Raw genomic sequence first — 22166 nt, 5'->3', positions numbered from 1 at the left:
ACACGTCCGGAAGCTCGCCGCGTCCGGCACTTTACCCTCACCTAAAAGACCTTTGTCCCATCCGGACGGCGGCCTGCCGCATCCGGTCTCAAAGGGGTTCAGCCAAGGAAGACATGATGAAACGACTGGAAGGCAAGACGGCGCTGGTGACGGCGGCCGGGCAGGGGATCGGGCGGGCTTCGGCCCTGCGTATGGCCGCGGAAGGCGCACGCGTTATTGCCACGGATATCAACGCCGACCTTCTGAAAGAGATTGAGGACAACGCAGGGATCGAAACCCGTGTTCTCAATGTGCTCGACAAGCCTGCCATTGCACAGTTGGCCGAGGACGTTGGAACGCTCAATATCCTCTTCAACTGTGCCGGGGTCGTTCATGCCGGCACGGTTGAACAGGCTAAGGATGATGAGTGGGACTTTGCCTTCAATCTTAATGTGAAGGCTCAGTTTCATATGATCCAGGCCTTCCTGCCGGGCATGCTGGAAAATGGGGGCGGTTCGATCATCAACATGTCGTCGGTTGCAGGTCCGAAGACCGGGCCGGTCAACCGTTGCATCTATTCCGCATCGAAGGCCGCTGTTGTCGGTCTGACGCGCTCCGTTGCTGCTGACTATGTGACACGGGGCATACGGTGCAACTCGATCTGTCCGGGCACAATTGAAAGCCCGAGCCTGCATCAGCGCCTGCGTGATACGGGCGACTATGAAGGCGCGCTGAAGCAATTCACTGCGCGCCAGCCCATGGGCCGCCTTGGCCGCGTCGAGGAAGTGGCCGCGCTGGTTGCCTATCTGGCCTCTGACGAAAGCAGCTTCACCACCGGTGTCGAACATATTATCGATGGCGGCTGGACCACTTAAGTTTGATCTGAAGGAAAGAAATCCATGAAATTTCTGCGTTATGGCGAAAAGGGTGCGGAAAAGCCGGGCCTTCTTGATGACGAAGGCAAGATCCGCGACCTGTCCGGCGTTGTGCCGGATATCGCCGGCGATGTTCTGACCCGTCTGGACGAACTGAAGTCGGTCGATGTGTCCAAGCTGCCGGTGGTGGAAGGCAATCCGCGCCTCGGTCCTTGTGTTGGCGGCACGGGCAAGTTCATCTGTATCGGTCTCAACTATTCCGACCACGCTGCCGAAAGCGGCATGGAGGTTCCGCCGGAGCCGGTGATCTTCGCGAAATATACCTCGGCAATCTGCGGTCCGAATGATCCGATCATCATTCCGCGCGGTTCTGAGAAGACCGACTGGGAAGTCGAACTCGGCTTCGTCATCGGCAAGGCCGCGAAATATGTGAGCGAAGAAAATGCTCTCGATCACGTTGCCGGTTACTGCGTGATCAACGACGTCTCCGAGCGCGCCTATCAGATCGAGCGCTCTGGTCAGTGGTCCAAGGGCAAGTCCTCGGACAATTTCGGCCCGACCGGCCCCTGGCTGGTAACGCCGGATGAGGCTGGCGATCCGCAGAACATGCATATGTGGCTCGAAGTCAACGGCAAGCGCTATCAGGATGGCTCGACCAGCACGATGGTCTATGGCGTCAAGTTCCTGATTTCCTATCTGTCGCAGTTCTTTACGCTGCAGCCGGGCGACATCATTTCCACCGGTACGCCTCCGGGTGTGGGCCTCGGCATGAAGCCGCCGGTCTACCTCAGGGAAGGCGATGTGGTCGAACTGGGCATCCAGAACCTCGGCACACAGAAGCAGGTCTGCATCAAGGACGTCTGATCGTTCCAAGGACACAGAAGCTTTTTGAAAGCCCGGCGGAGACGCCGGGCGAGGTTGATGACAAAGGAGGTTTCTTCTTGTGCATCTTGCCATTCTTCATTCCGGCAAGGTTCTGGTGATTGCCCAGGTCGATTGCCAGGACAACAACATCACCTCCGTGCGGCTCGGCGCGCAGATTCCTTTGTTCGACACGGCGTCCGGCCGGGTGCTCGCTGCCTGGATGGATGGGCGGGCGCTTGCCTCTCTGCTTGATCTGGCGGATGGCCCGGACAACCGCAGGACGGAATTTATCGATGGGCTCGCCGATGTGCGTGAGAAGGGCAATTGCGGCAATGCTTCGCTCACCATCGAAGGGGTTCAGAACATTTCTGCACCGATCCGCGACTTCTCTGGCAAGGTGATTGCGGCCCTGACCATTCCCTTCATCAAACGGCTTTCGGGCACGTCGATCAAATCGGCAGATGAATGCCGCGAGGCTTTGCTGGAGGTCTGCCGCAGCATTTCCCGGCAACTTGGGGCCTCGGTCCATTCAGACTGACGTTCAAGCAACCAGCTTGCGGGACACACAGGTCCAAAGACGGCTTGACAAGCCACTAAAGAAAAGAACATATGAGGAACATTGATTGGCGGCTCACCTGCTGGCCCGCTTGTCTGGAGCTCTTGCAGAGCTGTACCGCTCACACACCTGACGGTCTTCGAGGGATGCCTCCCCTTCAGCCTGCAAACTGCCTGGTCCCTGCACCTAATCCCCCCGCCAGGGAGCAGGGACCGGGTTTTTTCCTCGGACCTTGAGCGGTCCCGGCGCTTAAGCTCCTCTCAGTTTTCTGCCCGCAGAGGCACCTGGCCCAGCTTTCCCGCAAAAAAGGTCAAGGCGTCGCCATCGCGCATTTCCGCCTTCTCGACGCGGCCCAGAACAATCAGATGATCGCCACCCTCATACGCTGCAAATCGCGCGCATTCGAACCGGGCCAGACAGTTGCTGATCAGCGGCACGCCTTGGGCGTTCAGGTCGAAGTCCAGCGCCTCGAAGGCGTGGGCATTGCGCGCAAAGCCCTCGCAAAGCGCGGCCTGCTCGTGGCTGAGCACATGGATCGCGTAATGCTCCGCCGCTTCGAAATACTGGAAGCGGCGGGACCCTTTATCCGGCGCCCACAGGACCAGCGGCGGGTCCAGTGAGACGGAGGAAAAGCTGTTGGCGGTGATACCCACCGGGCCGTCCTGAGAGGGGGCAGTCACGACGGTCACCCCGGTTGCAAACCGGCCGAAAGCGTCGCGCAACAGGCGTGTGTTTTCCTGAACCGGAGCAAAGGAAACCGGGAGATCGCGTGTCTGCATCGTCATCAGGGAACCTTTTTGCCAAGGGCTGCTTCGTAGAGCTGGTACCAGCCTTCCCGGTCGAGCTTGACCTTGAGGGCGTCCGAGATCTTGCCGATGCGCTCCAGATTGTTGGTGCCCAGGACAGGGAGAAGCCCCGCCGGATGGGCAAGGAGGAAAGCAACGGCGACTGCGGACCGGTCAACACCAAAGATGGACGCAAATTCGTCCATGACATGTCCCAGCTTGCCGTCATTGGTCATCAGGGAGCCGCCGCCAAGCGGTGACCACGCCATCAGTTTCGTGCCAAGGCGCTGATGGAAGGCAAGGTCACCATTGGTAAAGGGCTGGATTTCGGCAAGGCTGATCTCGATCTGGTTGGTCGCCAGCTTCGAGGACATGGCTGATTGCAGCAGCTCCCAATCCCATGGGCGGAAGTTGGAAACGCCAACGGAGCACACCTTGCCCGATTTTACCAGGTCATCCAGGGCGGCGCCCGTCTCATGGTGATCCATGAAAGGATCCGGGCGGTGGATCAGCAGCAGGTCGATGTGATCGATGCCCATTTCGGACAGGGACGTATTCACCGCGCTTTCGATGTGCTCACGGGACGTGTTGTAATGGGTCACGCGTGCGCCGGAGTGACGGCCGGCCTGGGTGATGATGCCACACTTCGTGACGATTTCCATGCGCTGACGCAGGGCCGGATTGGCTTTCAGCGCACCGCCCAGGACCGCTTCTGCCTGGTACCCGCCATAAATATCGGCCTGATCGAAGGTGGTAATGCCCTGATCCAGGCAGGACTGAATCTTGGCTTCCACATGAGCAGGTGACGTATCGGGGTCATCCTTCAGGCGCCACATGCCGTAGACCAGCCGGCTGAACTCCAGATCGGGTGTCAGTTTGATGCGGTCCATTAGCGGCGGTCTCCAGTTCCAAGGGGTGTTGCGGGTATTTCTGCCGGAACCCGGCCATAGGCATGGGGCAGTGAGCAGGTTTTCAGGTTGGGCAGCACGCGGCGGCCAAAATGGCGGGCTTCATCCAGATGCGGATAGCCGGAGAAGATAAAGGCCCGGATGCCCATCTTCTGGTATTCCTCAATCTTCGACATGACCTGATCGGTCGAGCCGACAAGGGCTGCGCCGCAGCCCGACCGGGCACGGCCAACACCGGTCCAAAGGTTCGGTTCGATATAGCCATACTGGTCCGCGATTTCGCGGTTCTTGGCCTGGTGGCTCACGCCAAGCGAGCCAGCATCAAGGGCCCGTTCGCGGATGGCGCGGCCATAATCGTCATCCAGCTTGGAGACGATGTAATCGGCGTAGTCCCGCGCTTCCTGCTCGGTGTCGCGGACGATCATGTGAACGCGCAGACCGTAGTCGAGGGTGCGGCCATAGCGCTCTGCAACGGCGTTGACCGCCTGCATGCGCCCTGCCAGCTCTTCCTTCTTTTCCGGCCACATCAAGTAGACGTCGCAATGCTGGCCGCACAGTTCCAGTGCATCCGGCGAGTAGCCGCCGAAATAGAGTAGGGGGCCGCCGGTCTGGTAGGGGCGGGCGGGGTCTGTGGTGAGGCTGCTGAAGTTATAGACCTTACCCTGGTAATTGATTTCGTCCTGCGTCCAGGCCTGTTTCAGGATCTCGACGACCTCACGGGACCTCTGATAGCGGTAGGCGCTGTCGGCCTTCTCTCCCGGAAAATCGGAGCTGATGATGTTGACGGTCAGGCGGCCTTTCAGCATGTGGTCGAGGGTCGCGATGGTGCGGGCCAGCATGATCGGCTGCATTTCGCCGCAGCGGACTGCTGCCAGCATGTTGATGCGGTTGGTGATGGGCGCGCAGCCAGCAACAAAGGACAGGGTGTCCTGCCCAACCTGATATGAGGATGGGCACAGGATGTTACGGAAACCCTGCTCTTCGGCAGTCTTCACGATTGTTGAACAATGCTCCCAGGACGAGCGCAGGTCACCATCGGGAATGCCCAGGAACTGGTAGTCATCCGAGCACAAGGCGGCAAACCAGGACACCTCGGCGGCATCAAGGTCCGCGGATGTTACCGGGACGATCGTCATTCCTTCCTCCCAACGCTTTTAGTGTGATTTCCACTTGCGTAGCATTCGCCTTGATGTAAATCAATAGTGTATCAATTTTGCTGGTGACAGGTTGCCGCGCCCTATGACAGGCCGAGTTCAGAACCCGAATGCACTGCCGATCTACGTCCAGATCAGCGAGCTGCTGATCCGTGATATTGCTGCTGGGCGCCTGATCGATGGTGAACGATTGCCACCCGAACGGGACATGGCTGCCAGCCTCGGTATCTCGGTCGGAACGCTGCGCAAGGCCTTGGCGGAATTGACTCACAAGGGGCTTTTGGAGCGGGTCCAAGGCTCGGGAAACTATATCCGCCAGCAACCGCAGACGGACAGTGTCTATGCGATGTTCCGGCTTGAGCTTCTGGAGGGCGGGGGCTTGCCGCGAGCGGACAATCTGGATGTGCAGTCCGTAGAGAAACCTCAAGAACTGCCTGCATTCGGCACTTCGACCAGAGGCTCGCGCGTGCGCCGTCTGCGCTATCTGAATGACACTACCATTGCCGTGGAAGAGATCTGGCTGGATGCGGGTGCTGGTGAGGTGCGGGCCGATCAGCTCTCCGATTCTCTCTATCACTATTACCGCAAGCAGCTGGGCTTCTGGATCACCCGTGCTGAGGACCGGGTGGGCATAGGTAGCGTGCCGGACTGGGCGCCGGAGGCCTTTGGCAAGAAGCCTGGCACCATCGCCGGCTATATTGAGCGCTTGAGTTGGGCGGACGGCGGCAAGCCCGTCGAGTTTTCCAAAACATGGTTCGACACGGACAAGGCGCTCTATGTGCAGCGCCTGAAATGAGGAGTGAAAAATGTCCGGACTGACGAATTACGGCATCATCGGCTGCGGCATGATGGGGCAGGAGCATCTGCGCAATATTGCGCTGCTGCCGGGCACCCGCGTCGCCGCGATCTACGAGCCGGATACCGGGATGGCGGCTGCCGCGCGTGAGCTGGCGCCCGAAGCGGTCTTCACCTCCTCGATTGCCGAGTTGCTCAAGGTCGAGGAGCTGGATTGTCTTCTGATCGCCAGCCCCAATTTCCGCCATGCCGAACAGCTTGAGGAAATCCGAGCCACCCGTCCGCTGCCGGTGCTGGTTGAAAAGCCGCTTTTTACCGATCCGGCGGATCTGGCCAAGATCGAAGCGTTCCGCGCCAGCTATCCGGCACCGGTCTGGGTGGCGATGGAATACCGCTACATGCCTCCCGTGGCGGCTCTCGTCGAGCAGGCAGAGCAAGCAACTGGTGGAATCAAGATGCTGACGATCCGCGAACACCGGTTTCCGTTCCTGGAGAAAGTCGGCAACTGGAACCGGTTCAATCGCAATACTGGCGGAACCTTCGTCGAGAAATGCTGCCACTTCTTCGACTTGATGCGCTTCATCCTGAAATCGGATCCGGTGCGGGTGATGGCTTCTGCTGGGCAGAACGCCAATCATCTGGACGAGCGCTATGACGGCGAGACGCCGGATATTCTCGATAATGGTTATGTGATCGTTGATTTTGAAAACGGTGCCCGCGCGCTTCTTGAACTTTGCATGTTCGCAGAAGGTGCAAGGTATCAGGAGGAAATCTCTGCTGTTGGGCCAGTGGGTAAGATTGAAGCACTGGTTCCCGGTCCGGGCCGGTTCTGGCCGGAGCACCTGGGTGAGCCGCCCGTGCCTCAGGTCATTGTCAGCCCCCGCAATCCGAAAGGCCCGCGCGTGTTGGAAATTCCGGTTGATCCGAAATTGCTGGCCGCAGGCGACCACAACGGTTCTACCTTCTATCAGCACGAAGGGTTCCTGGCTGTGGTGCGAGGACAGAAGTCCGCTCCGGAAGTGACGGTTCAGGATGGAAGCATGGCCGTGCTGATGGGGATGGCAGCGCAGGAGTCCGCCCGCACAGGGCAAGCCGTTCTCCTGAAGGATCTGGCCGCCCGCGCCACGGCTGCTTGACCTTCCAGAACGGATACAGTTCTGAACGCCGCGTCCGCTTTGCTTAAACGCACGGGTACGGCGTTGGTATTTGAAGGATGGTTTGATGCGCGCCAGACTTTCTACGCCTTGACCTTCCGGTTGCTGGAACCTTTATGACTGTATGAGTTGCGCTGAGGCTGGGATGGACCCCATCGGCAACGCGCAGCTGCCGCGAGAGGCCACTCGTCCTGCCTCTCGGAAGTGGTTCTTAAAGGAGGTGGAGGGATGAACATTGGCGACGCTGCGGAGCAAGCGAAATTGCCCCGCAAGACCATCCGCTATTATGAGGAAATCGGCCTGATCAATCCTCTGCGTTCGGAGAACGGTTACCGTGACTATTCGCCAATCGACGTGCACCGCCTGCGGTTTCTGCAAAGGTCCCGCAGCCTCGGGTTCACCATTGAGGAGTGCCGCCTGCTGCTGTCTCTTTATGACGACAAGCACCGGGCCAGTGCAGATGTGAAAGCCATCGCCGAGGCGAAGGTTCACGAGATCGATCAGAAGATCAAGGAACTGACGGAGCTGAAAGCGACCTTGAGCGCTCTTGCGCATTCCTGCCACGGAGACCGGCGTCCGGACTGCCCGATTATCAACGATCTTGCGGGGGGACCATGCGCCTGAACCGATTGGTCATTGTATCTGCGTTGATTGTTGCTGCCGGTGCTGCTTGGTATCTGGTCAAACCTCAGCCGCAGGAGGGAGGGAAGACAGGGGTGCCGATCGTCTCCGTCAAAGTGCCGGAGCTTTCAGGTCCCGCGGCTGAAGGCGAGATTGCCTTCAACGGCAATTGCGCGGTCTGTCATGGCAAGAACGCCGCCGGTCAGGATGGTGTTGCGCCCCCTCTGATTCACAAGATTTATGAACCGAACCATCATGGCGACATGGCCTTTGTTATCGCCGCAAGGCGTGGCGTCAGGGCGCATCACTGGCCATTCGGGAACATGCCGCCGGTGCCGGATGTCACCGATGATGAGCTTGTTCAGATCGTTACCTATGTGCGGACCTTGCAAAAGGCAAATGGCATCTTCTGAGACGCTGGGCTGCCGAAGAGAGAGTTGCCATTTACGGCTGGCTGCCAGGCTTTTTGTCTTCAGTGGCCGTTTCCGGCTCCTGCCAGGCGAAAAGATAGGCCCAAGCCGCATAGGCGCTGATTGCCAGCATGATGAGGGCCCAGGAGCTGTTGCCCATATAGGCCTCGAAGCCTGCCCAGAGCAGACAGGACGCAACCAGGGCAATCCGGCGCCAGAGCGGGCGGAAGAACGGATGGTAGGTGTTGCTCTTGATCATGGTTTTTCTCCCGCTTCCTTCAGGCTTTGAAATTTGCCAATTGGTTTGGGTGTAACCTATCGGCAAGCTTCGCGCACCCGCCTTGCGCAATCGTTTCCGGCTGGGAACAGGTGGGTATGTGGCCGGTAGCTGATTGGAATTTCTGGTAAAGTTGCCGCAACTTGTCCTTATGGCTTGCAAAATCGGGTCAGGCGTTTGAAGGTCTTGCCAGAGCCTGTCACATCCAAATTCAAGCCTGAAACCATCATGTCCCGATCGCTTGACCTCCTGACTGCGAACGACACCGCCGGACAGCACGCGCCCTCCTATTATGCTGCGACAGCAAACAGGCGTGAGCGGTATCCCCAGATGGCCGGAGAGATCCGCTGCGATGTCTGTGTGGTCGGAGGGGGCTATACCGGCCTGTCGGCAGCTCTCCATCTTGTCGAGCGGGGCCTTTCAGTTGTGCTGCTTGAGGCCAACAGGGTTGGTTGGGGGGCTTCCGGACGCAATGGCGGCCAGGTGGGCTCGGGTCAGCGCACGGACCAGATAACGCTCGAAAACCGGTATGGTATTGACCATGCCCGCCGGCTATGGGCGCTGGGTGAGGAATCCAAGGCCGTCGTCCAGGATCTCATCGTGCGTCATTCCATTGAGTGCGACTACGCTCCGGGGATCATCGAGGCGGTTCATCGCCCCGGCTTGGTGCCGGAAACGCGCGAATATGTGGACCACCTGCTGGAGGTTTATGGCTACGACAAGATCCGGTTTCTCGATGAAGAAAAAATGCGCCATGCGGTTGGCAGCCCGGCCTATTTCGGCGGTGCGATCGATCTTGGCGCCGGGCATCTTCATCCGCTGAATTTTGCGCTAGGTCTTGCTGCCGTGGCGGCCAGATCTGGCGCTCAGATCTTTGAGATGTCCAAGGCGGAATCCTACGAGACGACCGGTGCAGGCGTTACCGTCACGACGGCTCAAGGATCGGTTCTAGCCAGGCATCTTGTGCTGGGCTGCAACGGCTATCTCGGCAGGCTGGACCGGACAACCGCATCCCATGTCATGCCGATCAACAACTTCATCATTGCGACGGAGCCGTTTGCCGAAAGCGAGGCGGAGGACCTTATCCGGAACAATGCGGCCGTGGCCGACAGCAAGTTTGTGATCAACTACTTCCGGCTTTCAGCCGACCGGCGGCTGCTGTTCGGCGGTGGGGAGAACTACGGCTACCGTTTTCCGGAGGACATCAAGAGTTTTGTCCGCAAGCCCATGCTCGATATTTTCCCGCAGCTGAAGGATGCCCGGATCGACTATGGCTGGGGCGGCACACTTGCCATCACGACAAAGCGGATGCCCTATTTCGCGAGAGTTGCGCCGAATGTGTTGACTGCCACCGGCTATTCCGGCCATGGGGTCGCTATGGGTACGCTGGCGGGACGGATTGTTGCCGAAGCCATCAGCGGGCGCGAGGAACGGTTCGATATTTTCGAGAGCCTCCGGATTCCTGCTTTCCCTGGCGGCGACAGGCTCCGGTTCCCGCTTCTGCTTCTGGCCATGACCTGGTTTTCCCTGCGCGACAAGCTGGGGATCTGAACGGATGGGGCAGGTTGGCGAAAAAGAAGGGATGACAGCTGGCAGCTATTGGGAAGCGACCGCCGGTGCCATCAAGGAAGACCGCCAGCTTGTCGGGGATGCCCGTTTCGACGTTGCCATCATTGGTGCCGGATATACGGGGCTTTCCGCAGCGCTCAAACTCGCCGCTTGCGGCGTGTCCGTTTGTGTTCTGGATGCGCGCCGGGTGGGCTGGGGGGCTTCCGGGCGAAATGGAGGGTTCTGCTGCTTTGGTGGCACCAAACGTAATTACCCTGATCTTGTGCGCCAATATGGTCTGGACGAAACCCGGCGGTTTGTCGCTTATCAATGCGAAGCGATGGATCTGGTGGGCGAGCGGCTGGCAAGCTGGGATGTGGACGCTGCCCGCCATTCGCGCGGTGAGGTCTATCTGGCTCACAGGCCCAAGGATTTTGAAGGCTTTGCCCCTGAGGCCGAGTATCTGAACAGCAATTTCGGGCTGGGGGCGCGGGTGCTGAGCAGAGAAGAAGCGGCAAGGCGCGGCCTGTCCGGACCTGAGTTTCACGGCGCGATGCATGTGCCTCAGGGCTTTGCCCTGCATCCCTTGCGCTATGTCCTGGCGTTGGCCGGCAAGGTTCGGAATCTTGGCGCCCGCATATTTGCGCATTCGGAAGTGACTAGCATGAAACGCGAGGGCAGCGATTGGCGCTTAGTGACACGCCTTGGCAGTGTCCGTGCGCCACGGGTTCTTCTTGCCGGCAATGCTTATAGCCGCGAGGGCGCGCCCGCCTGGCTTTCTGGCAGGTTGCTGCCCGTGATGTCCTCGATTCTTGTCACGCGGCCTTTGAGCGATGACGAGTTGTCGGAGCAGGGCTGGACCTCGGGTCTCATGGCAGCGGACACCCGGACCTTGCTGCATTATTTCAGACTGATGCCGGACCGGAGGTTTTTGTTCGGCACGCGCGGCGGCATCTTCGAGACGCCAGAGGCCTTGAAGCGTATGCAGATGCGCGGGCGGGCGGATTTCGAGCGCATGTTTCCGGCCTGGGCGAATGTGGAAACCGAATATGCCTGGCACGGGCATGTTGCCCTTAACCGCAACCGGACAGCCTTCACCGGGCCTGTGCCGGGAATGGACGGCGTATTCGCGTCACTTGCGTATCATGGCAGCGGTGTTGCCATGGCGTCTCTTTGCGGGGAAAAGGTGGGAGGGATGATCCTGGGTCAGGTGAAGCCCCAGGATTTGCCTCTTGTTCTTGGCTCAGCTCCCCGCAAGTTTCCCTTGCCTGCCTTGCGCCAGCTGTATCTCCTCGGAGCCTATGGCTGGTATGGAATCAGGGACCGCTGACGCCTTACCCGCGCAAACCAGCAATTGCCACGTTGACGCGATGCCGGACTGCAAATCCCAGCTTGCGGTAAAGCTTCAGGGCCCCCTCGTTGCTGGCGTAGGAGTGCAGGAAGGGCGTGTCCCCACGCGCGGCGATCCGTCTGCTGACTTCATCAGACAGGGCGGCAGCAAGGCCCTTGCTGCGGAAATCGGGGTGAGTGCAGACGCCGCTGACTTCCGTGTATCCTTCCAGGCTCATCCGCTCGCCCGCCATTGCGGCAAGCCTGCCATCGATCCGCACACCGATAAAGCGGCCGAGTTCCCGTGTTCTGAGCTTGAAGGGGCCAGGTTTGGTCAGGAGCGCAAGATCCAGCATCTCTTCCGCATCTGCCGGGCCAAGATCCTGGATCACATGACCGCATGCTAGGTCCGGAGCATCGCGCTCCCTGACCAGCAGCAACCCGTCTGCCTTCATGCGCAGTTCCATCTCATCCGGGAGACAGACCGGTTGGACCTGAATGAAGTAGACTTCGTCCTGGGAACCGGAAAGCAGGGAGGCAAGATCCTGAAGGCTCTCACGCGTGTTATCCCCTGTTGCCGCAAAGGGGGAGATGTCCGGGTTGAACCGCTTTGCCTTGTCTGTGCCAAGAGCGAAACGGGAATGGCGGCTGGAAAGGGAATTCCAGACAACTTTTTCCAGAGGATCATCAGACTGGGTCATGGTTCATTCTCTTGCGATTGCGCTTCAAGAACGCGCTGCTTCAGGGATTTTTCGTTGAGCAGGGTTTCAAGGCCAGTCAGCTGATCAAGCAGGCTGCCTTCAAGCTGCCCACAGAGCGTTGCGACACCTGCTTCGACAGCGGGCCAATGGAGGGCCTCCAGCTCCGCAATCCGCTTTTTGCCCCTCTCCGTCAGGTGAATGGTGCTCACGCGCCGGTCTGAAAGATCGGTGTGTGCGATGACGAGGCCGGCGGTTTTCATCTTGCCGATCATGCGCGTCACCCCCGGCTGGGCTTGCCCAAGGCAGACTGCGAGATCGCCGATATTCATTGGGCCGTTGCGGCTGAGCGCCCCCAGAACGGTATGGTGGGGGGAGGGGAGCTCCTCTCCTGTCAACAGACCAGTCAGCTCCTGGGCCTCTGCCTGCAGCCGCTCTCCTAGCCTTCGCAACCGGCTGCCCAGCGTCGCGTGCCCCAATGCGCGGATGACGTCTTCCACCATTGTTCCTCCAAAATAATAACAAGATATATAACTTAGTATATAAATAAGCGCAAGCGTATTTTGACGCAGACCGCTCTGGAAAGGGTCTAGCTGGAGGTGAGGTGCGCTGGTCCTTTGCCCCGATGGACCAGCGCCAACCGAGCTGAACTCAGAGCAAGCCCCGCTTTGCCAGGTTCGCCATCAGAGCGCCAATGCCGAAGGTCCAGGGAGTGATCCGGTCGGTCCGGTCCACCCAGTTGATCAGGCTGCCAAGACGCGGAGAGGAGATCTCCACCCTGTCACCCGTCTCATGGGTAAAGCCTTGCCCTGCGCCGCGCCGATCCTTGGTCGGGGCGAACATGGTGCCGAGGAACAGCATGGCACCGTCCGGATACTGGTGATTGGCGTTCAATGTCTGGGACGCAAGGGTTTCCGGCGAGCGGCTGATGGCGGACATGTGAGACACGCCGGACATTTCGAAGCCGTCATCGCCGGTCACTTTCAGCGACACGTCCAGAGTGCCGATATTCGCAACTTCAAAACTCTTATCCACAAGCCGGATGAAGGGGCCGATGGCGCAAGAGGCATTGTTGTCCTTAGCCTTACCAAGCAGAAGAGCGGAGCGGCCTTCCACATCTCGCAGATTGACGTCATTGCCGAGCGTCGCTCCCACGATCTGGCCGTCTGAACGAATGGCCAGAACCACTTCGGGTTCCGGATTGTTCCAGTCGGAAATGGGGTGGATGCCCACCTTAGCCCCACAGCCCACGGACGCCATGGCTGGAGCCTTGGTGAAGATCTCCGCATCCGGGCCAATGCCGACTTCCAGATACTGGGACCAGAGGTTCATTTCCTGCAGAAGTTTTTTCACCTCTGCAGCCTTGTCCGATCCGGCCTTTACGCCTTTCAGGTTTTCGCCGATGACGGGCGCAAGCCTTGCGCGGATTTCATCAGCGCGCTTCGGGTCTCCCTTGGCCTGTTCTTCAATCACCCGCTCCAGCATGCTGTCTGCGAAGGTGACGCCAGCGGCCTTGACCGCCTGAAGGTCGCATGGAGCGAGCAGCAGGCCTTTGCTGCCGGAAATATACTCATCCAGCTCCCCCAGGAGGGGATAGGCGGACTTGTCCTGAAGGCGGGCAATCAGATCCGGCAGCTCCAGCAGGGCTGACATCGTGGGGGCAAGCTTCGAAAGATCACGCAGGCTGGAGCCATCCACGAGCACAGGAGAGGGGCCCGCTGCGGCTTCATCCCATACCCGCCCCACGAGCAGTGCATCTGCTTCTTGTGGCAGGATATCTCCTGCGGTCAAAGCGCTTCCCATTGCTGTCCTCCCGGTTTTAATCCTGCACGCTTTGCGTGAAGATTGTTTCTTGGGCCGAACTCTAGGAGGGGAAGGCCGTCGGCCGCAAGACCGGCTGGCTGCAGGCCGGTACGTTTTGGCTCCGCACCCTAACGAAAATTCCGCAATTCACAGGGCTACTTGGTCAGGCGGATCGCCTGAATGGTCTTGGCGATATTACCAAAGGCGCTGATCAGCTCAGAGCTTGAGGAGGCCAGATAGAAGTTCGAACTGCTGCTGGCGCATGCGCTCATGTTCAAGGCTCCAGCAGAGCTGCTGTTGGTACCGAAATAGACCCCGTAAACAGTGATGCCTTTTTCCTTCATGGCCGTGCAAAGTGTCCGTGCCCGTGTCGAGGACGTGTTGTTATAGCCTTCGTTCTCGCTATATCCGGCCCAGTTGGTCGAGGTTGTACAGGTCTGGCTTGAATTCCCATGGCCAAAGCCGCCGCCGGAACGGGTGCAGGTCTTGGTTGTCTCCAGTCCGTAATAGGCATTGTTGTCGCCATCAGTCATGATGACGGCGAATTTGATCACTCCGTCCTCGTCATAGTCCGAGGGGGCGCTCTCCGACGGCCAGAGATCAGCCCAGTTGGGCGACAACGTGTACCATCCCCAAGCGACACCGGTTTGCCCAGCTGTGCCGCCGCTGGCTGCCAAGTCATCGATCTTGTCCATCAGATCGTCCCGGTCGCTCGTCAGCGGCAGAAGTGTCATCTTGCTGCTGGGGCAGCTGCTGCTGCCGCCGCCGAAATAGGTATCGCTGACCGCAGTGGCATCGTCAGGCGTGTAATCGTATGGATCGTCCGTATATTGCGCTTCGCCAAGACGCTCGGTCACGCAATTGCTGGAGGCATTGCCATTGCTGACCGTGGAGGCATAGCTGCCAAGATTGACGCCCTGGCTGTAGGGGACGATAGAGATCTTGACCTTGCTGGTGGAGCTTGTTGCGGTTTCCGAAATCAGCGTGTCGACAAGGCTCTCCGTCGCTTCCTGCAAGGTGCTGATGTCGCTTCTCATGGACCCTGTCACGTCCAGAACCAGCGCGAGTTCGACTTCATACTGTGAGAAAGCGACCTCGGTGTTGACGCTGACAGTCAGCGTTTCCGGCCCTATCCCGCCGAGTTGAATGAAGGTTGTCGGCACGGCGGCCTTTGTCGAAATGTCAACCGTGCCTTCATCCGTGTCGAGCGTGTAGCTGAGATTGGCGAGTGCTGTTTCCAAGTAGGTGTCGTCAAAAAAGTTGGCGGCGAACACCTTTCGCAGCGACGAGGTGATTTCATCATCGGTCATGGTGCTGGTCGAAAGTTCGACCGCAAGCGTCAAGGCAGAGGCGTCCAGCGCAATGCTGAGCTTTTCCCGCAGATTGACTGCGCGCGCAAAATCGATGCCCGCTCCTGCTGTGACAGTTACAAGCAGAATCATTACTGCGAATATAGGGAGAACTGATCCTTGGTCTTCCTTGATTTTTCTTCTTAATACTGGAAACATTTAGATATAATCGCTGTTGATCTAAAGTAATTTTCAAATATATGTACTAAAGTTCCGTGAATTTTGCTTTGTCTGGACCTCTGAACCTCACTGCACTTGACCCGCGCGCCGCGTGATTTCGGCCTTGCGCAGGGCGTTGGCTCCGGCCCAATCTGATGGGCGGGAGGACTTGATCATGGGTGAGGCAGTCAGGATCGCCGTCGCAGGTGCCGGGATGATCGGGCGGAAACACATCTCGGCCATAGCGCAGACCGGGGGGGCGGCCCGCCTCGCCGCAATCGCGGATCCGGGAGACGTTGCAAAAGCCTATGCGGCGGAGCTGGGCGTTCCCTGGTATCCGGGTATTTCAGAGCTTATCGAGGCTGACCGTCCAGATGGATTGGTGATAGCCACACCCAATCAGGCGCATGTGGCCAATGGCCTTCAGGCTGTTGAGGCGGGCATTCCGGCGCTGGTGGAAAAACCGGTCGCGGTCGGGTCTGACGAGGGCGAGCGGCTGGTCATGGCTGGCGAGTTGGCGGGCGTGCCGCTGCTTGCCGGGCACCACCGGCGCTACAATCCTCTGATCGAAAAGGCGAAGACCCTCATCGGTGAGGGGCGTTTTGGACAGGTCGTTTCGGTCAATGTCATGGGCTGGCTGTTCAAGCCGGAAGATTATTTTGCTCCGGACTGGCGCCGCCAGCCGGGCGCTGGGCCGGTCTATACCAATCTCATCCACGATATTGATCTGATGCAGCATCTTTGCGGGCCGGTCGAAAAGGTCAGCTGTTTTTCAAGCCGCCGTATCCGCGGGCACGCGGTGGAGGACAGCGCCGTGGTGAGCTTTGTGTTTGAAAGTGGTGCGCTGGGCACAGCCAACATTTCCGATACCGCCGTTGCGCCCTGGAGCTGGGAGCTGACGGCACGGGAAAACCCCGCCTATCCGCCCACGGGCGAGGCCTGCTATCTGATAGGCGGAACCCACGGCTCGTTGGAGCTGCCCGCCCTGAAGCTTTGGCATCAGGGACAGGCGCGCGGCTGGTGGGAGCCGATCGATGCCTCTCAGCAGGCCTATTCCTTCGAGGATCCGCTGGTCCGCCAGATGCGTCATTTTGCTGGTGTCATCCGGGGAGAGGAGGCCCCGCGCGTGACTGCCCGCGATGGGCTTCAGGCGCTCAAGGTGATAGAGGCCATTCTCCAATCGGCGCGGGAGGAAAGGCCTGTCATCATTCGCAGCAGCTGAGTTCGCCGCCACGGATTGGAACCCGATCCGGTCTTGCCTCGTTGTCTTTCCAGGGAAACAAAGAGGTGTGTCATGCAGAAAACGGAAATTCTCGCTGTCGAAACCATCACCCATGACGTGAAGCGGTTCACGCTTAAGCGCCCGCAGGGCTTTGATTATAAGGTCGGCGATGCAACGGAGCTTGCTCTCGATAAGGAGGGATGCCGGGACGACGGGCACCCCTTCACCATGACATCGCTGCCGGATGCGGAGACCCTTGAGTTCACCATCAAGGGTTATCCGGAGCACGATGGTATGACGGAAGAGCTGCACAAGCTGAATGCTGGCGACGCTCTTCTGATCGACCAGCCGTTCGAAACCTTCCGCTATGAGGGAGAGGGGGTCTTCATTGCCGGTGGCGCAGGCATTACGCCTTTCCTGGCCATCCTGCGCGAGCTGCGCCGCAAGGGCGAGCTTGCCGGCAATCAGCTGATCTTTGCCAACAAGACCGAGGACGACATCATCTGCCGGGAAGAGCTGGACGCAATGGCGGGCCTGAAGGTCGACCATGTGCTCTCCAAGGCTGACACCGCTGGCACCTACCACGGACGCGTGGATGAGGAACTCCTGCGCGAACTGGTTTCTGGCCGCGACAAACGCTTCTACCTCTGCGGCCCGCCGCCCATGATGGATGCCGTGCAGGAGACCTTGGAAAAGATGGGCATCAAGGCGGATGCGCTGAATTTGAGCGAGTGATCTCTTCTGAGGAGCGAGGCGATGGGGAGATAGTACCAACCCGGGCTTGCCCCATTGCCCCCGCATCCAATCTCCCGTAAAAGACCGGCAAAAGATCCCCGGATTCCACCATTCAACACGCGGAGATGCGGAGCCCCATGGCGCGCCAGTTCATCTATCATATGCATGGCCTCTCCAAGGCCTATAACGGCAAGAAGGTGCTCGACAACATCCATCTGTCGTTCTACCCGGACGCCAAGATCGGTATTCTCGGCCCGAACGGTGCCGGTAAGTCGACCCTGCTCAAGATCATGGCGGGTCTCGACAAGGAGTACACCGGCGAAGCCTGGGCCGCAGAAGGCGCCAAGGTCGGCTATTTGCCGCAGGAACCGCAGCTGGACGAGTCCAAGACGGTCAAGGAAAACTGCATGGACGGCGTGGCCCACAAGCAGGCGATCGTCGACCGCTATAACGAGCTGATGATGAACTACTCGGACGAGACGGCCGAGGAAGGCGCGAAGCTCCAGGACATCATCGACGCCGAAGATCTCTGGAATCTGGAGAGCAAGGTCGACATGGCGATGGAAGCTCTGCGCTGCCCGCCGGAAGATGCCGATGTGACCAACCTGTCTGGTGGTGAGCGCCGCCGAGTGGCGCTGTGCAAGCTGCTGCTCAGCGAGCCGGACCTGCTGCTGCTCGATGAGCCGACCAACCACCTGGACGCTGAAACCGTGCATTGGCTGGAACGCCACCTGCGCGAGTTCAAGGGCTCCGTGCTGATTATCACCCACGACCGTTACTTCCTCGACAACGTGACCGGCTGGATTCTCGAGCTGGACCGCGGCCAGGGCATTCCGTACGAAGGCAACTACTCTTCCTATCTGGAGAAGAAGTCCAAGCGCATGATCCAGGAAGGCCGTGAGGACATGGCCCGCAACCGGGCGATTGCCCGTGAGCGCGAATGGATGGGCATGTCGCCGAAGGGCCGCCAGACCAAGTCCAAGGCGCGTATCAAGGCTTACGAAGACCTGCTGTCGGCTCAGGAAGAGCGTATGCCCTCGATCGAACAGATCCTCATCCCGGTGGGTGAGCGTCTGGGGGCAAACGTCATTGAACTGAAGAACGTTTCCAAGGGCTTCGGCGACCGTCTGCTGATCGACAACCTGTCCTTCAAGCTGCCGCGCGGTGGCATTGTTGGCGTGATCGGCCCGAACGGCGCCGGTAAGTCGACCCTGTTCAAGATGCTGACCGGCCAGGAAAAGCCGGACAGCGGCGAGGTCATTGTCGGCGATACCGTGCACATGGGTTATGTGGATCAGTCGCGCGACGCCTTGAACCCGAACAATAACGTCTGGGAAGAAATCTCCGGCGGTGCCGAGGTGATCTATCTCGACGACAAGGAAATCAACTCCCGCGCCTATTGCTCGTCCTTCAACTTCAAAGGCCCGGCTCAGCAGGCGAAGGTGGGGGACCTCTCCGGTGGTCAGCGCAACCGCGTGCATCTTGCCAAGGTGCTGAAGCAGGGCGCGAACGTTCTCCTGCTCGATGAGCCGACCAACGACCTCGACACTGAGACCCTGGCCGCTCTGGAAGACGCGCTGGAAAACTACGCCGGCTGTGCCGTGGTCATCTCGCACGACCGTATGTTCCTCGACCGTCTGGCCACGCACATGCTCGCCTTTGAAGGCGACAGCCATGTGGAGTGGTTCGAAGGCAACTTCGAAGATTATGAAAAGGACAAGGTCCGCCGCCTCGGCGCCCATGCCGCCGATCCGCGCCGCATCAAGTACAAGCCTCTGACCCGCTGAGGGACAGCTCTGGTGATTGAAAATGGGAAAGGCGGGCCGTTTGGTCCGCCTTTTTTGTTTGTGTCACATGGTCAGGGTTGGTCCCGCCGTGGCACGGACAGCGGTGCTGACGGAAGCCGGGTCCGGCTTGGTGTAATCATAAGGAGGTGTCCAGCCGGTCTTGTTGCCCAGCGTTTTCTCCGGATTTGCCGTATTGAAGGCGGCAACCGGGTCCACGGGCTGTCCGTTCAAAACCGTGCCGGAAACCGTCAGCGACGTGCCCTTGTAATTGCCGACGATTGCAGCAGCATCGAGCCCTTCTGCTTCAAACACGTTGTTCTCTGCGAGGATCTTGCTCTCCTTGCCTGCACCAAAGGCGTAGAGGAACGGGTAGGGGCCATCAAGGCGCGGCGTGAACAGATTGCCAAGCATATGGACCTGGCCGAAGCGTACCCGCGGCATACGTTGGCGGACATTGTCGTACCAGTTGCCGGTAAAGGTCACTTTCAGAAGACCGCGGTTTTCCACCCGCTTGTCGGATGAGCCGATCAGGTGGGTCTTGTCATGATCGCGGAAGACGCTGTTGGAGATGGTGATAAGATCCGCGAGTTTCTTGATGTCGATCAGTCCATCGTGGTGCTGGATGTGTTCACCAAAGACCACCTGTGCGGTTTCATCGGGCCGTGCTCCGTCTGAAAAGGCTGCGTGGTCGATCCAGATGCGGCGCGCGTCCTCAATGGAAATGAGGTCGTACTCTGAATTCCAATGGCCTTTTGAACCATCCGTGCCATCCCATTGGGGGAACATGTCATAGCTGTCCTCAAAGGTGATGTTGCGGATGATCACATTGTCCACTTCCTTAAGGAGGAGCGTTCCATTGATGATCTTCGCGCCGGGCACACCAATCAGCGTCTTGTTGGATCCAATGCGGATAACAGTATGGGCGGCTTGGGCTTTTTGCGAGGCCTTGCGCGCGTCCTCCAGCGGCCCTTCCGGCTCCTTGTCGAAGCCGTAGGTCTCCGGATCATAGGCCTCTATATAGGCATCGAAGTCGAACCCGGGCTGGGCGAAATCTTCCTGCTTGAGGGGTGTGCCGTCGTCCCCAGCCGTTAGGTCAATGGTGCCGGTGATGAAGATAATGCGCGGCGTATCGTCCTTGGCATTGGTCGCGTTGCCGCCTCCCAGCGCGGCAATGAGGTCTTTCCGGTTGCGGGCAAGATAAACATTGGCTTCGTCAGCTGCAGCGCCACCCGTGGTGCCGCCATCCTGTGTGGCCCAGCCCATCGGGGCTGCCTCACGGGACAGTGAAACTGCAGCTGCAGATATACCGTCCGGCAGGGCGAAGGCTGACGAGCTGAGGGCTGATAGTGTGAGCGCGCCCATAAGGCTGCGCATGGTGCAGGAACTGCGGAACAATGTCATGTATCCCTCCCAAGATACGGGCTTCGACCAGTCTGCCTTAGGCGCTTGCTGTGTGAATCTCTTCACTTCACTTCACTTCACTTCAATTCACGGCGCGGTGCGCTCCTTCCTGCGCAGGCCGTGTCACATCAGCGCCGAAGGCAGGCCTCAGACTACTCTAGATTACTAATATTCTAATATTCAATATAACCAATGATTGTGCTGTTGGGTTTTTTATCCTGTGTTGAGTTTTGCTAAATTGACCGGACCGCCGGCCCGCGGCAGCCTTGGGCTGCCAGAGGGAGAAAACGCATGGCCAAGCAATTTCCATCCATCGACAGCCGCCTGTCGGATTTCATTTCGCGGCAGCATATCTTTTTCACCGGCTCCGCCGCTCCAGCCGGCCGGGTCAATGTCTCGCCGAAACCTGCCACGGCCCTGCGGATTCTCGGGCCGAACCAGGTGGTCTATCTGGATCAGACCGGCTCCAGCAACGAGACGGCGGCCCATCTTGGCCAGCTCAACCGGCTGACCATCATGTTTTGCGCTGTTGAAGGGCCACCCCAGATCCTGCGTCTTTATGGAAGCGGGCGGGTGATCCGGCGGGAGAGTGCGGAATATGCGGAGCTTCTGGCCGGTCCCTTTGAGGGAAATGAGCCTCCGGGGGCGCGGCAGATGATCCTGATCGATATTGATCTGGTCCAGACCTCCTGCGGTTTCGGTGTGCCTCTGTTCGACTACAGGGGCGAGCGTGGGTCGCTTGACCGCTGGGCAGACAACAAGTCGCCGGAGGAGCTGGAAGCCTATCAGCGCGAAAAGAACCAGGTCAGTCTGGATGGCTATCCGACCGGTCTCTTCGCGGCTGAGTGAGGGCGCGGCAGATCCGGAGACCTGCCGCACTCGGGGGGGCTGCTCAGTTGCCGGGATTTTCGGCTGCGGACCAGACGTTGGGGGAGATATCGCAGCTTAAGGGAGGCAGCTTGCCGAGTTGAAGGCCGACCTGATAAGGCCCGTTGTAGATCGGGCATTTGCAGGTGGTTTCGCCGTTTTCCGCCGCCGTGCAGGGGGCGGTCATGCAGCCGGCATAGGGGCCGGGCGTTGCGCTGCAGTCGGTCGAGCCGAACGGGTGATCGCCCGCATAGGCAAAGCTGAAAGTGGAGATCAGTTTCGCATTGCCGCCCGGATAAAGCGTCGGCAGCTTGTTGCCTGCGATCGAGCCCAGGTGGCTGCAGACCGGCGCCACGGTGCAGCCGGGCATATTCTTGCTGGTGTTGCACAGAGCCAGGTTCTTCATGTTTCTGCAGTTTTCGCCCTCTGCTCCGCAGGTGCTGATTGTTTCCTCGCGGATCTTCGGATCGAGGATCGAGCCGATCAGGACAAAATTATAGGTCTGCTTCACCTGATCGTCTTCGGTGATAGCGTAACAGGTGCAGTCAGCGCTTTTGCCGTCCGGTGATACCACGCAAGGCATTGACGGAGAGCCGTTTCTCACCTGGGTCGCCTGTTCGGGGCCGGAATAGTAGCAAAGGGCATAAGGATTGCCCTTGCAGGCGAGAAAATTGGTCACCTGCCCGATCTCGTCTGCCCAGGGCGGAACCTCGTCCTGGCTGAGAGCCGTGCCGGTCAAGCCGCTCAGAGCAAGCAAGAGTGATACGAAAAGCCGTATACAGGATGTCATGCAGGTTCCTCCGTGCCGGAGCCGCCAGCATTATCGACCCGTGCTGGCGACCCTCTGACTGTATTTTCCTGACTTAAATCACCTTAAGGTTGTTTTTATT

The 22166-nt window shown here is 59.1% G+C and carries 23 protein-coding genes; 13 read left to right on the top strand and 10 right to left on the bottom strand.

Annotation, left to right across the window (positions count from 1 at the left end):
• The first annotated feature begins 113 nt into the window (after positions 1 to 113).
• The 3 genes from IG616_RS03750 (at position 114) to IG616_RS03740 (ending at position 2256) form a co-directional block, all read left to right on the top strand.
• Complete coding sequence (locus tag IG616_RS03750; protein ID WP_192146493.1) at positions 114 to 854, top strand: SDR family oxidoreductase; 741 nt, start codon at positions 114 to 116, stop codon at positions 852 to 854.
• A 24-nt stretch (positions 855 to 878) separates the two neighbouring features.
• A complete protein-coding gene (locus IG616_RS03745; protein WP_192146491.1) occupies positions 879 to 1718 on the top strand; it encodes a fumarylacetoacetate hydrolase family protein in 840 nt (279 codons plus the stop codon).
• Between the two features lie 79 nt (positions 1719 to 1797).
• Complete coding sequence (locus IG616_RS03740) at positions 1798 to 2256, top strand: IclR family transcriptional regulator domain-containing protein (RefSeq protein WP_192146489.1); 459 nt, start codon at positions 1798 to 1800, stop codon at positions 2254 to 2256.
• 278 nt (positions 2257 to 2534) lie between these two features.
• On the opposite strand, the gene IG616_RS03735 is transcribed toward IG616_RS03740, so the two are convergent.
• Genes IG616_RS03735 through IG616_RS03725 form a run of 3 tightly spaced genes read right to left on the bottom strand, consistent with a single transcriptional unit; the run spans position 2535 to position 5103 of the window.
• Positions 2535 to 3059, bottom strand: coding sequence for a flavin reductase family protein (locus tag IG616_RS03735; RefSeq protein ID WP_192146487.1), 525 nt, complete (start codon positions 3057 to 3059; stop codon positions 2535 to 2537).
• On the bottom strand, positions 3059 to 3949 hold the full coding sequence (locus IG616_RS03730) for an aldo/keto reductase (RefSeq protein WP_192146485.1): 891 nt from the start codon (positions 3947 to 3949) through the stop codon (positions 3059 to 3061). Before IG616_RS03730 ends, IG616_RS03735 begins: the two co-directional genes overlap by 1 nt.
• On the bottom strand, positions 3949 to 5103 hold the full coding sequence (locus IG616_RS03725; RefSeq protein ID WP_192146483.1) for an LLM class flavin-dependent oxidoreductase: 1155 nt from the start codon (positions 5101 to 5103) through the stop codon (positions 3949 to 3951). Before IG616_RS03725 ends, IG616_RS03730 begins: the two co-directional genes overlap by 1 nt.
• 103 nt (positions 5104 to 5206) lie before the next feature.
• Between IG616_RS03725 and IG616_RS03720 the strand changes: the two genes are divergently transcribed.
• The 4 genes from IG616_RS03720 to IG616_RS03705 all read left to right on the top strand — a co-directional run bounded on the left by IG616_RS03720 (position 5207) and on the right by IG616_RS03705 (position 8104).
• Positions 5207 to 5917 carry a GntR family transcriptional regulator gene (locus tag IG616_RS03720; protein ID WP_192146481.1) on the top strand — a complete coding sequence of 237 codons (711 nt, stop codon included), beginning with the start codon at positions 5207 to 5209 and terminating at the stop codon, positions 5915 to 5917.
• 10 nt (positions 5918 to 5927) lie between these two features.
• Positions 5928 to 7052 carry a Gfo/Idh/MocA family protein gene (locus IG616_RS03715; protein ID WP_192146479.1) on the top strand — a complete coding sequence of 375 codons (1125 nt, stop codon included), beginning with the start codon at positions 5928 to 5930 and terminating at the stop codon, positions 7050 to 7052.
• A gap of 246 nt (positions 7053 to 7298) precedes the next feature.
• Positions 7299 to 7694 (top strand): Cu(I)-responsive transcriptional regulator, encoded by a 396-nt coding sequence (gene cueR, locus IG616_RS03710; RefSeq protein WP_192146477.1) that lies wholly within the window; start codon positions 7299 to 7301, stop codon positions 7692 to 7694.
• A gap of 92 nt (positions 7695 to 7786) precedes the next feature.
• Positions 7787 to 8104, top strand: a complete 318-nt coding sequence (locus tag IG616_RS03705; RefSeq protein ID WP_343072333.1) for a c-type cytochrome — start codon at positions 7787 to 7789, stop codon at positions 8102 to 8104.
• Positions 8105 to 8135: 31 nt separating this feature from the next.
• On the opposite strand, the gene IG616_RS03700 is transcribed toward IG616_RS03705, so the two are convergent.
• Positions 8136 to 8360: a hypothetical protein gene (locus IG616_RS03700; RefSeq protein WP_192146473.1), complete on the bottom strand. Its 225-nt coding sequence runs from the start codon at positions 8358 to 8360 to the stop codon at positions 8136 to 8138.
• A 246-nt stretch (positions 8361 to 8606) separates the two neighbouring features.
• Here IG616_RS03700 and IG616_RS03695 point away from each other — a divergent pair, with 246 nt between their 5' ends.
• The gene (locus tag IG616_RS03695) at positions 8607 to 9929 is read left to right on the top strand and encodes an NAD(P)/FAD-dependent oxidoreductase (RefSeq protein WP_192146471.1); all 1323 of its coding nucleotides are present in this window, start codon (positions 8607 to 8609) and stop codon (positions 9927 to 9929) included.
• A 31-nt stretch (positions 9930 to 9960) separates the two neighbouring features.
• Positions 9961 to 11256 carry an NAD(P)/FAD-dependent oxidoreductase gene (locus IG616_RS03690; RefSeq protein ID WP_209007250.1) on the top strand — a complete coding sequence of 432 codons (1296 nt, stop codon included), beginning with the start codon at positions 9961 to 9963 and terminating at the stop codon, positions 11254 to 11256.
• Positions 11257 to 11260: 4 nt separating this feature from the next.
• Here IG616_RS03690 and IG616_RS03685 read toward each other — a convergent pair whose 3' ends face one another.
• The 4 genes from IG616_RS03685 to IG616_RS03670 form a co-directional block, all read right to left on the bottom strand.
• Entirely contained in the window at positions 11261 to 11956 is a 696-nt protein-coding gene (locus IG616_RS03685; protein WP_192146467.1) for a GNAT family N-acetyltransferase, read from the bottom strand.
• The gene (locus IG616_RS03680) at positions 11953 to 12456 is read right to left on the bottom strand and encodes a MarR family winged helix-turn-helix transcriptional regulator (protein WP_192146465.1); all 504 of its coding nucleotides are present in this window, start codon (positions 12454 to 12456) and stop codon (positions 11953 to 11955) included. The genes IG616_RS03685 and IG616_RS03680 overlap by 4 nt, the downstream gene beginning before the upstream one ends.
• Before the next feature lie 148 nt (positions 12457 to 12604).
• Positions 12605 to 13756, bottom strand: a complete 1152-nt coding sequence (locus IG616_RS03675) for a fumarylacetoacetate hydrolase family protein (protein ID WP_192146463.1) — start codon at positions 13754 to 13756, stop codon at positions 12605 to 12607.
• Positions 13757 to 13911: 155 nt separating this feature from the next.
• Positions 13912 to 15264: a TadE/TadG family type IV pilus assembly protein gene (locus tag IG616_RS03670; protein WP_192146461.1), complete on the bottom strand. Its 1353-nt coding sequence runs from the start codon at positions 15262 to 15264 to the stop codon at positions 13912 to 13914.
• A gap of 175 nt (positions 15265 to 15439) precedes the next feature.
• Here IG616_RS03670 and IG616_RS03665 point away from each other — a divergent pair, with 175 nt between their 5' ends.
• The 3 genes from IG616_RS03665 to ettA all read left to right on the top strand — a co-directional run bounded on the left by IG616_RS03665 (position 15440) and on the right by ettA (position 19008).
• The gene (locus tag IG616_RS03665) at positions 15440 to 16486 is read left to right on the top strand and encodes a Gfo/Idh/MocA family protein (protein ID WP_192146459.1); all 1047 of its coding nucleotides are present in this window, start codon (positions 15440 to 15442) and stop codon (positions 16484 to 16486) included.
• A gap of 72 nt (positions 16487 to 16558) precedes the next feature.
• Positions 16559 to 17221, top strand: coding sequence for an FAD-binding oxidoreductase (locus IG616_RS03660; protein ID WP_192146457.1), 663 nt, complete (start codon positions 16559 to 16561; stop codon positions 17219 to 17221).
• Positions 17222 to 17358: 137 nt separating this feature from the next.
• The gene (ettA, locus tag IG616_RS03655; RefSeq protein WP_192146455.1) at positions 17359 to 19008 is read left to right on the top strand and encodes an energy-dependent translational throttle protein EttA; all 1650 of its coding nucleotides are present in this window, start codon (positions 17359 to 17361) and stop codon (positions 19006 to 19008) included.
• Between the two features lie 63 nt (positions 19009 to 19071).
• Here the strand turns inward: ettA and IG616_RS03650 are convergent, their stop codons facing one another.
• Positions 19072 to 20409 carry a pectate lyase family protein gene (locus tag IG616_RS03650; RefSeq protein ID WP_192146453.1) on the bottom strand — a complete coding sequence of 446 codons (1338 nt, stop codon included), beginning with the start codon at positions 20407 to 20409 and terminating at the stop codon, positions 19072 to 19074.
• A gap of 291 nt (positions 20410 to 20700) precedes the next feature.
• Here IG616_RS03650 and IG616_RS03645 point away from each other — a divergent pair, with 291 nt between their 5' ends.
• Positions 20701 to 21258, top strand: coding sequence for a pyridoxamine 5'-phosphate oxidase family protein (locus IG616_RS03645; RefSeq protein ID WP_192146451.1), 558 nt, complete (start codon positions 20701 to 20703; stop codon positions 21256 to 21258).
• A 43-nt stretch (positions 21259 to 21301) separates the two neighbouring features.
• Here the strand turns inward: IG616_RS03645 and IG616_RS03640 are convergent, their stop codons facing one another.
• Positions 21302 to 22066, bottom strand: coding sequence for a hypothetical protein (locus IG616_RS03640; protein WP_192146449.1), 765 nt, complete (start codon positions 22064 to 22066; stop codon positions 21302 to 21304).
• Positions 22067 to 22166 lie beyond the last annotated feature (100 nt).

This window comes from Roseibium litorale (genome assembly GCF_014842915.1).
In the GTDB taxonomy this organism is placed as follows: domain Bacteria; phylum Pseudomonadota; class Alphaproteobacteria; order Rhizobiales; family Stappiaceae; genus Roseibium; species Roseibium litorale.
The sequence above is the reverse complement of the archived record's forward strand: the minus strand, read 5'-3'. Positions and strand labels throughout refer to the sequence as shown.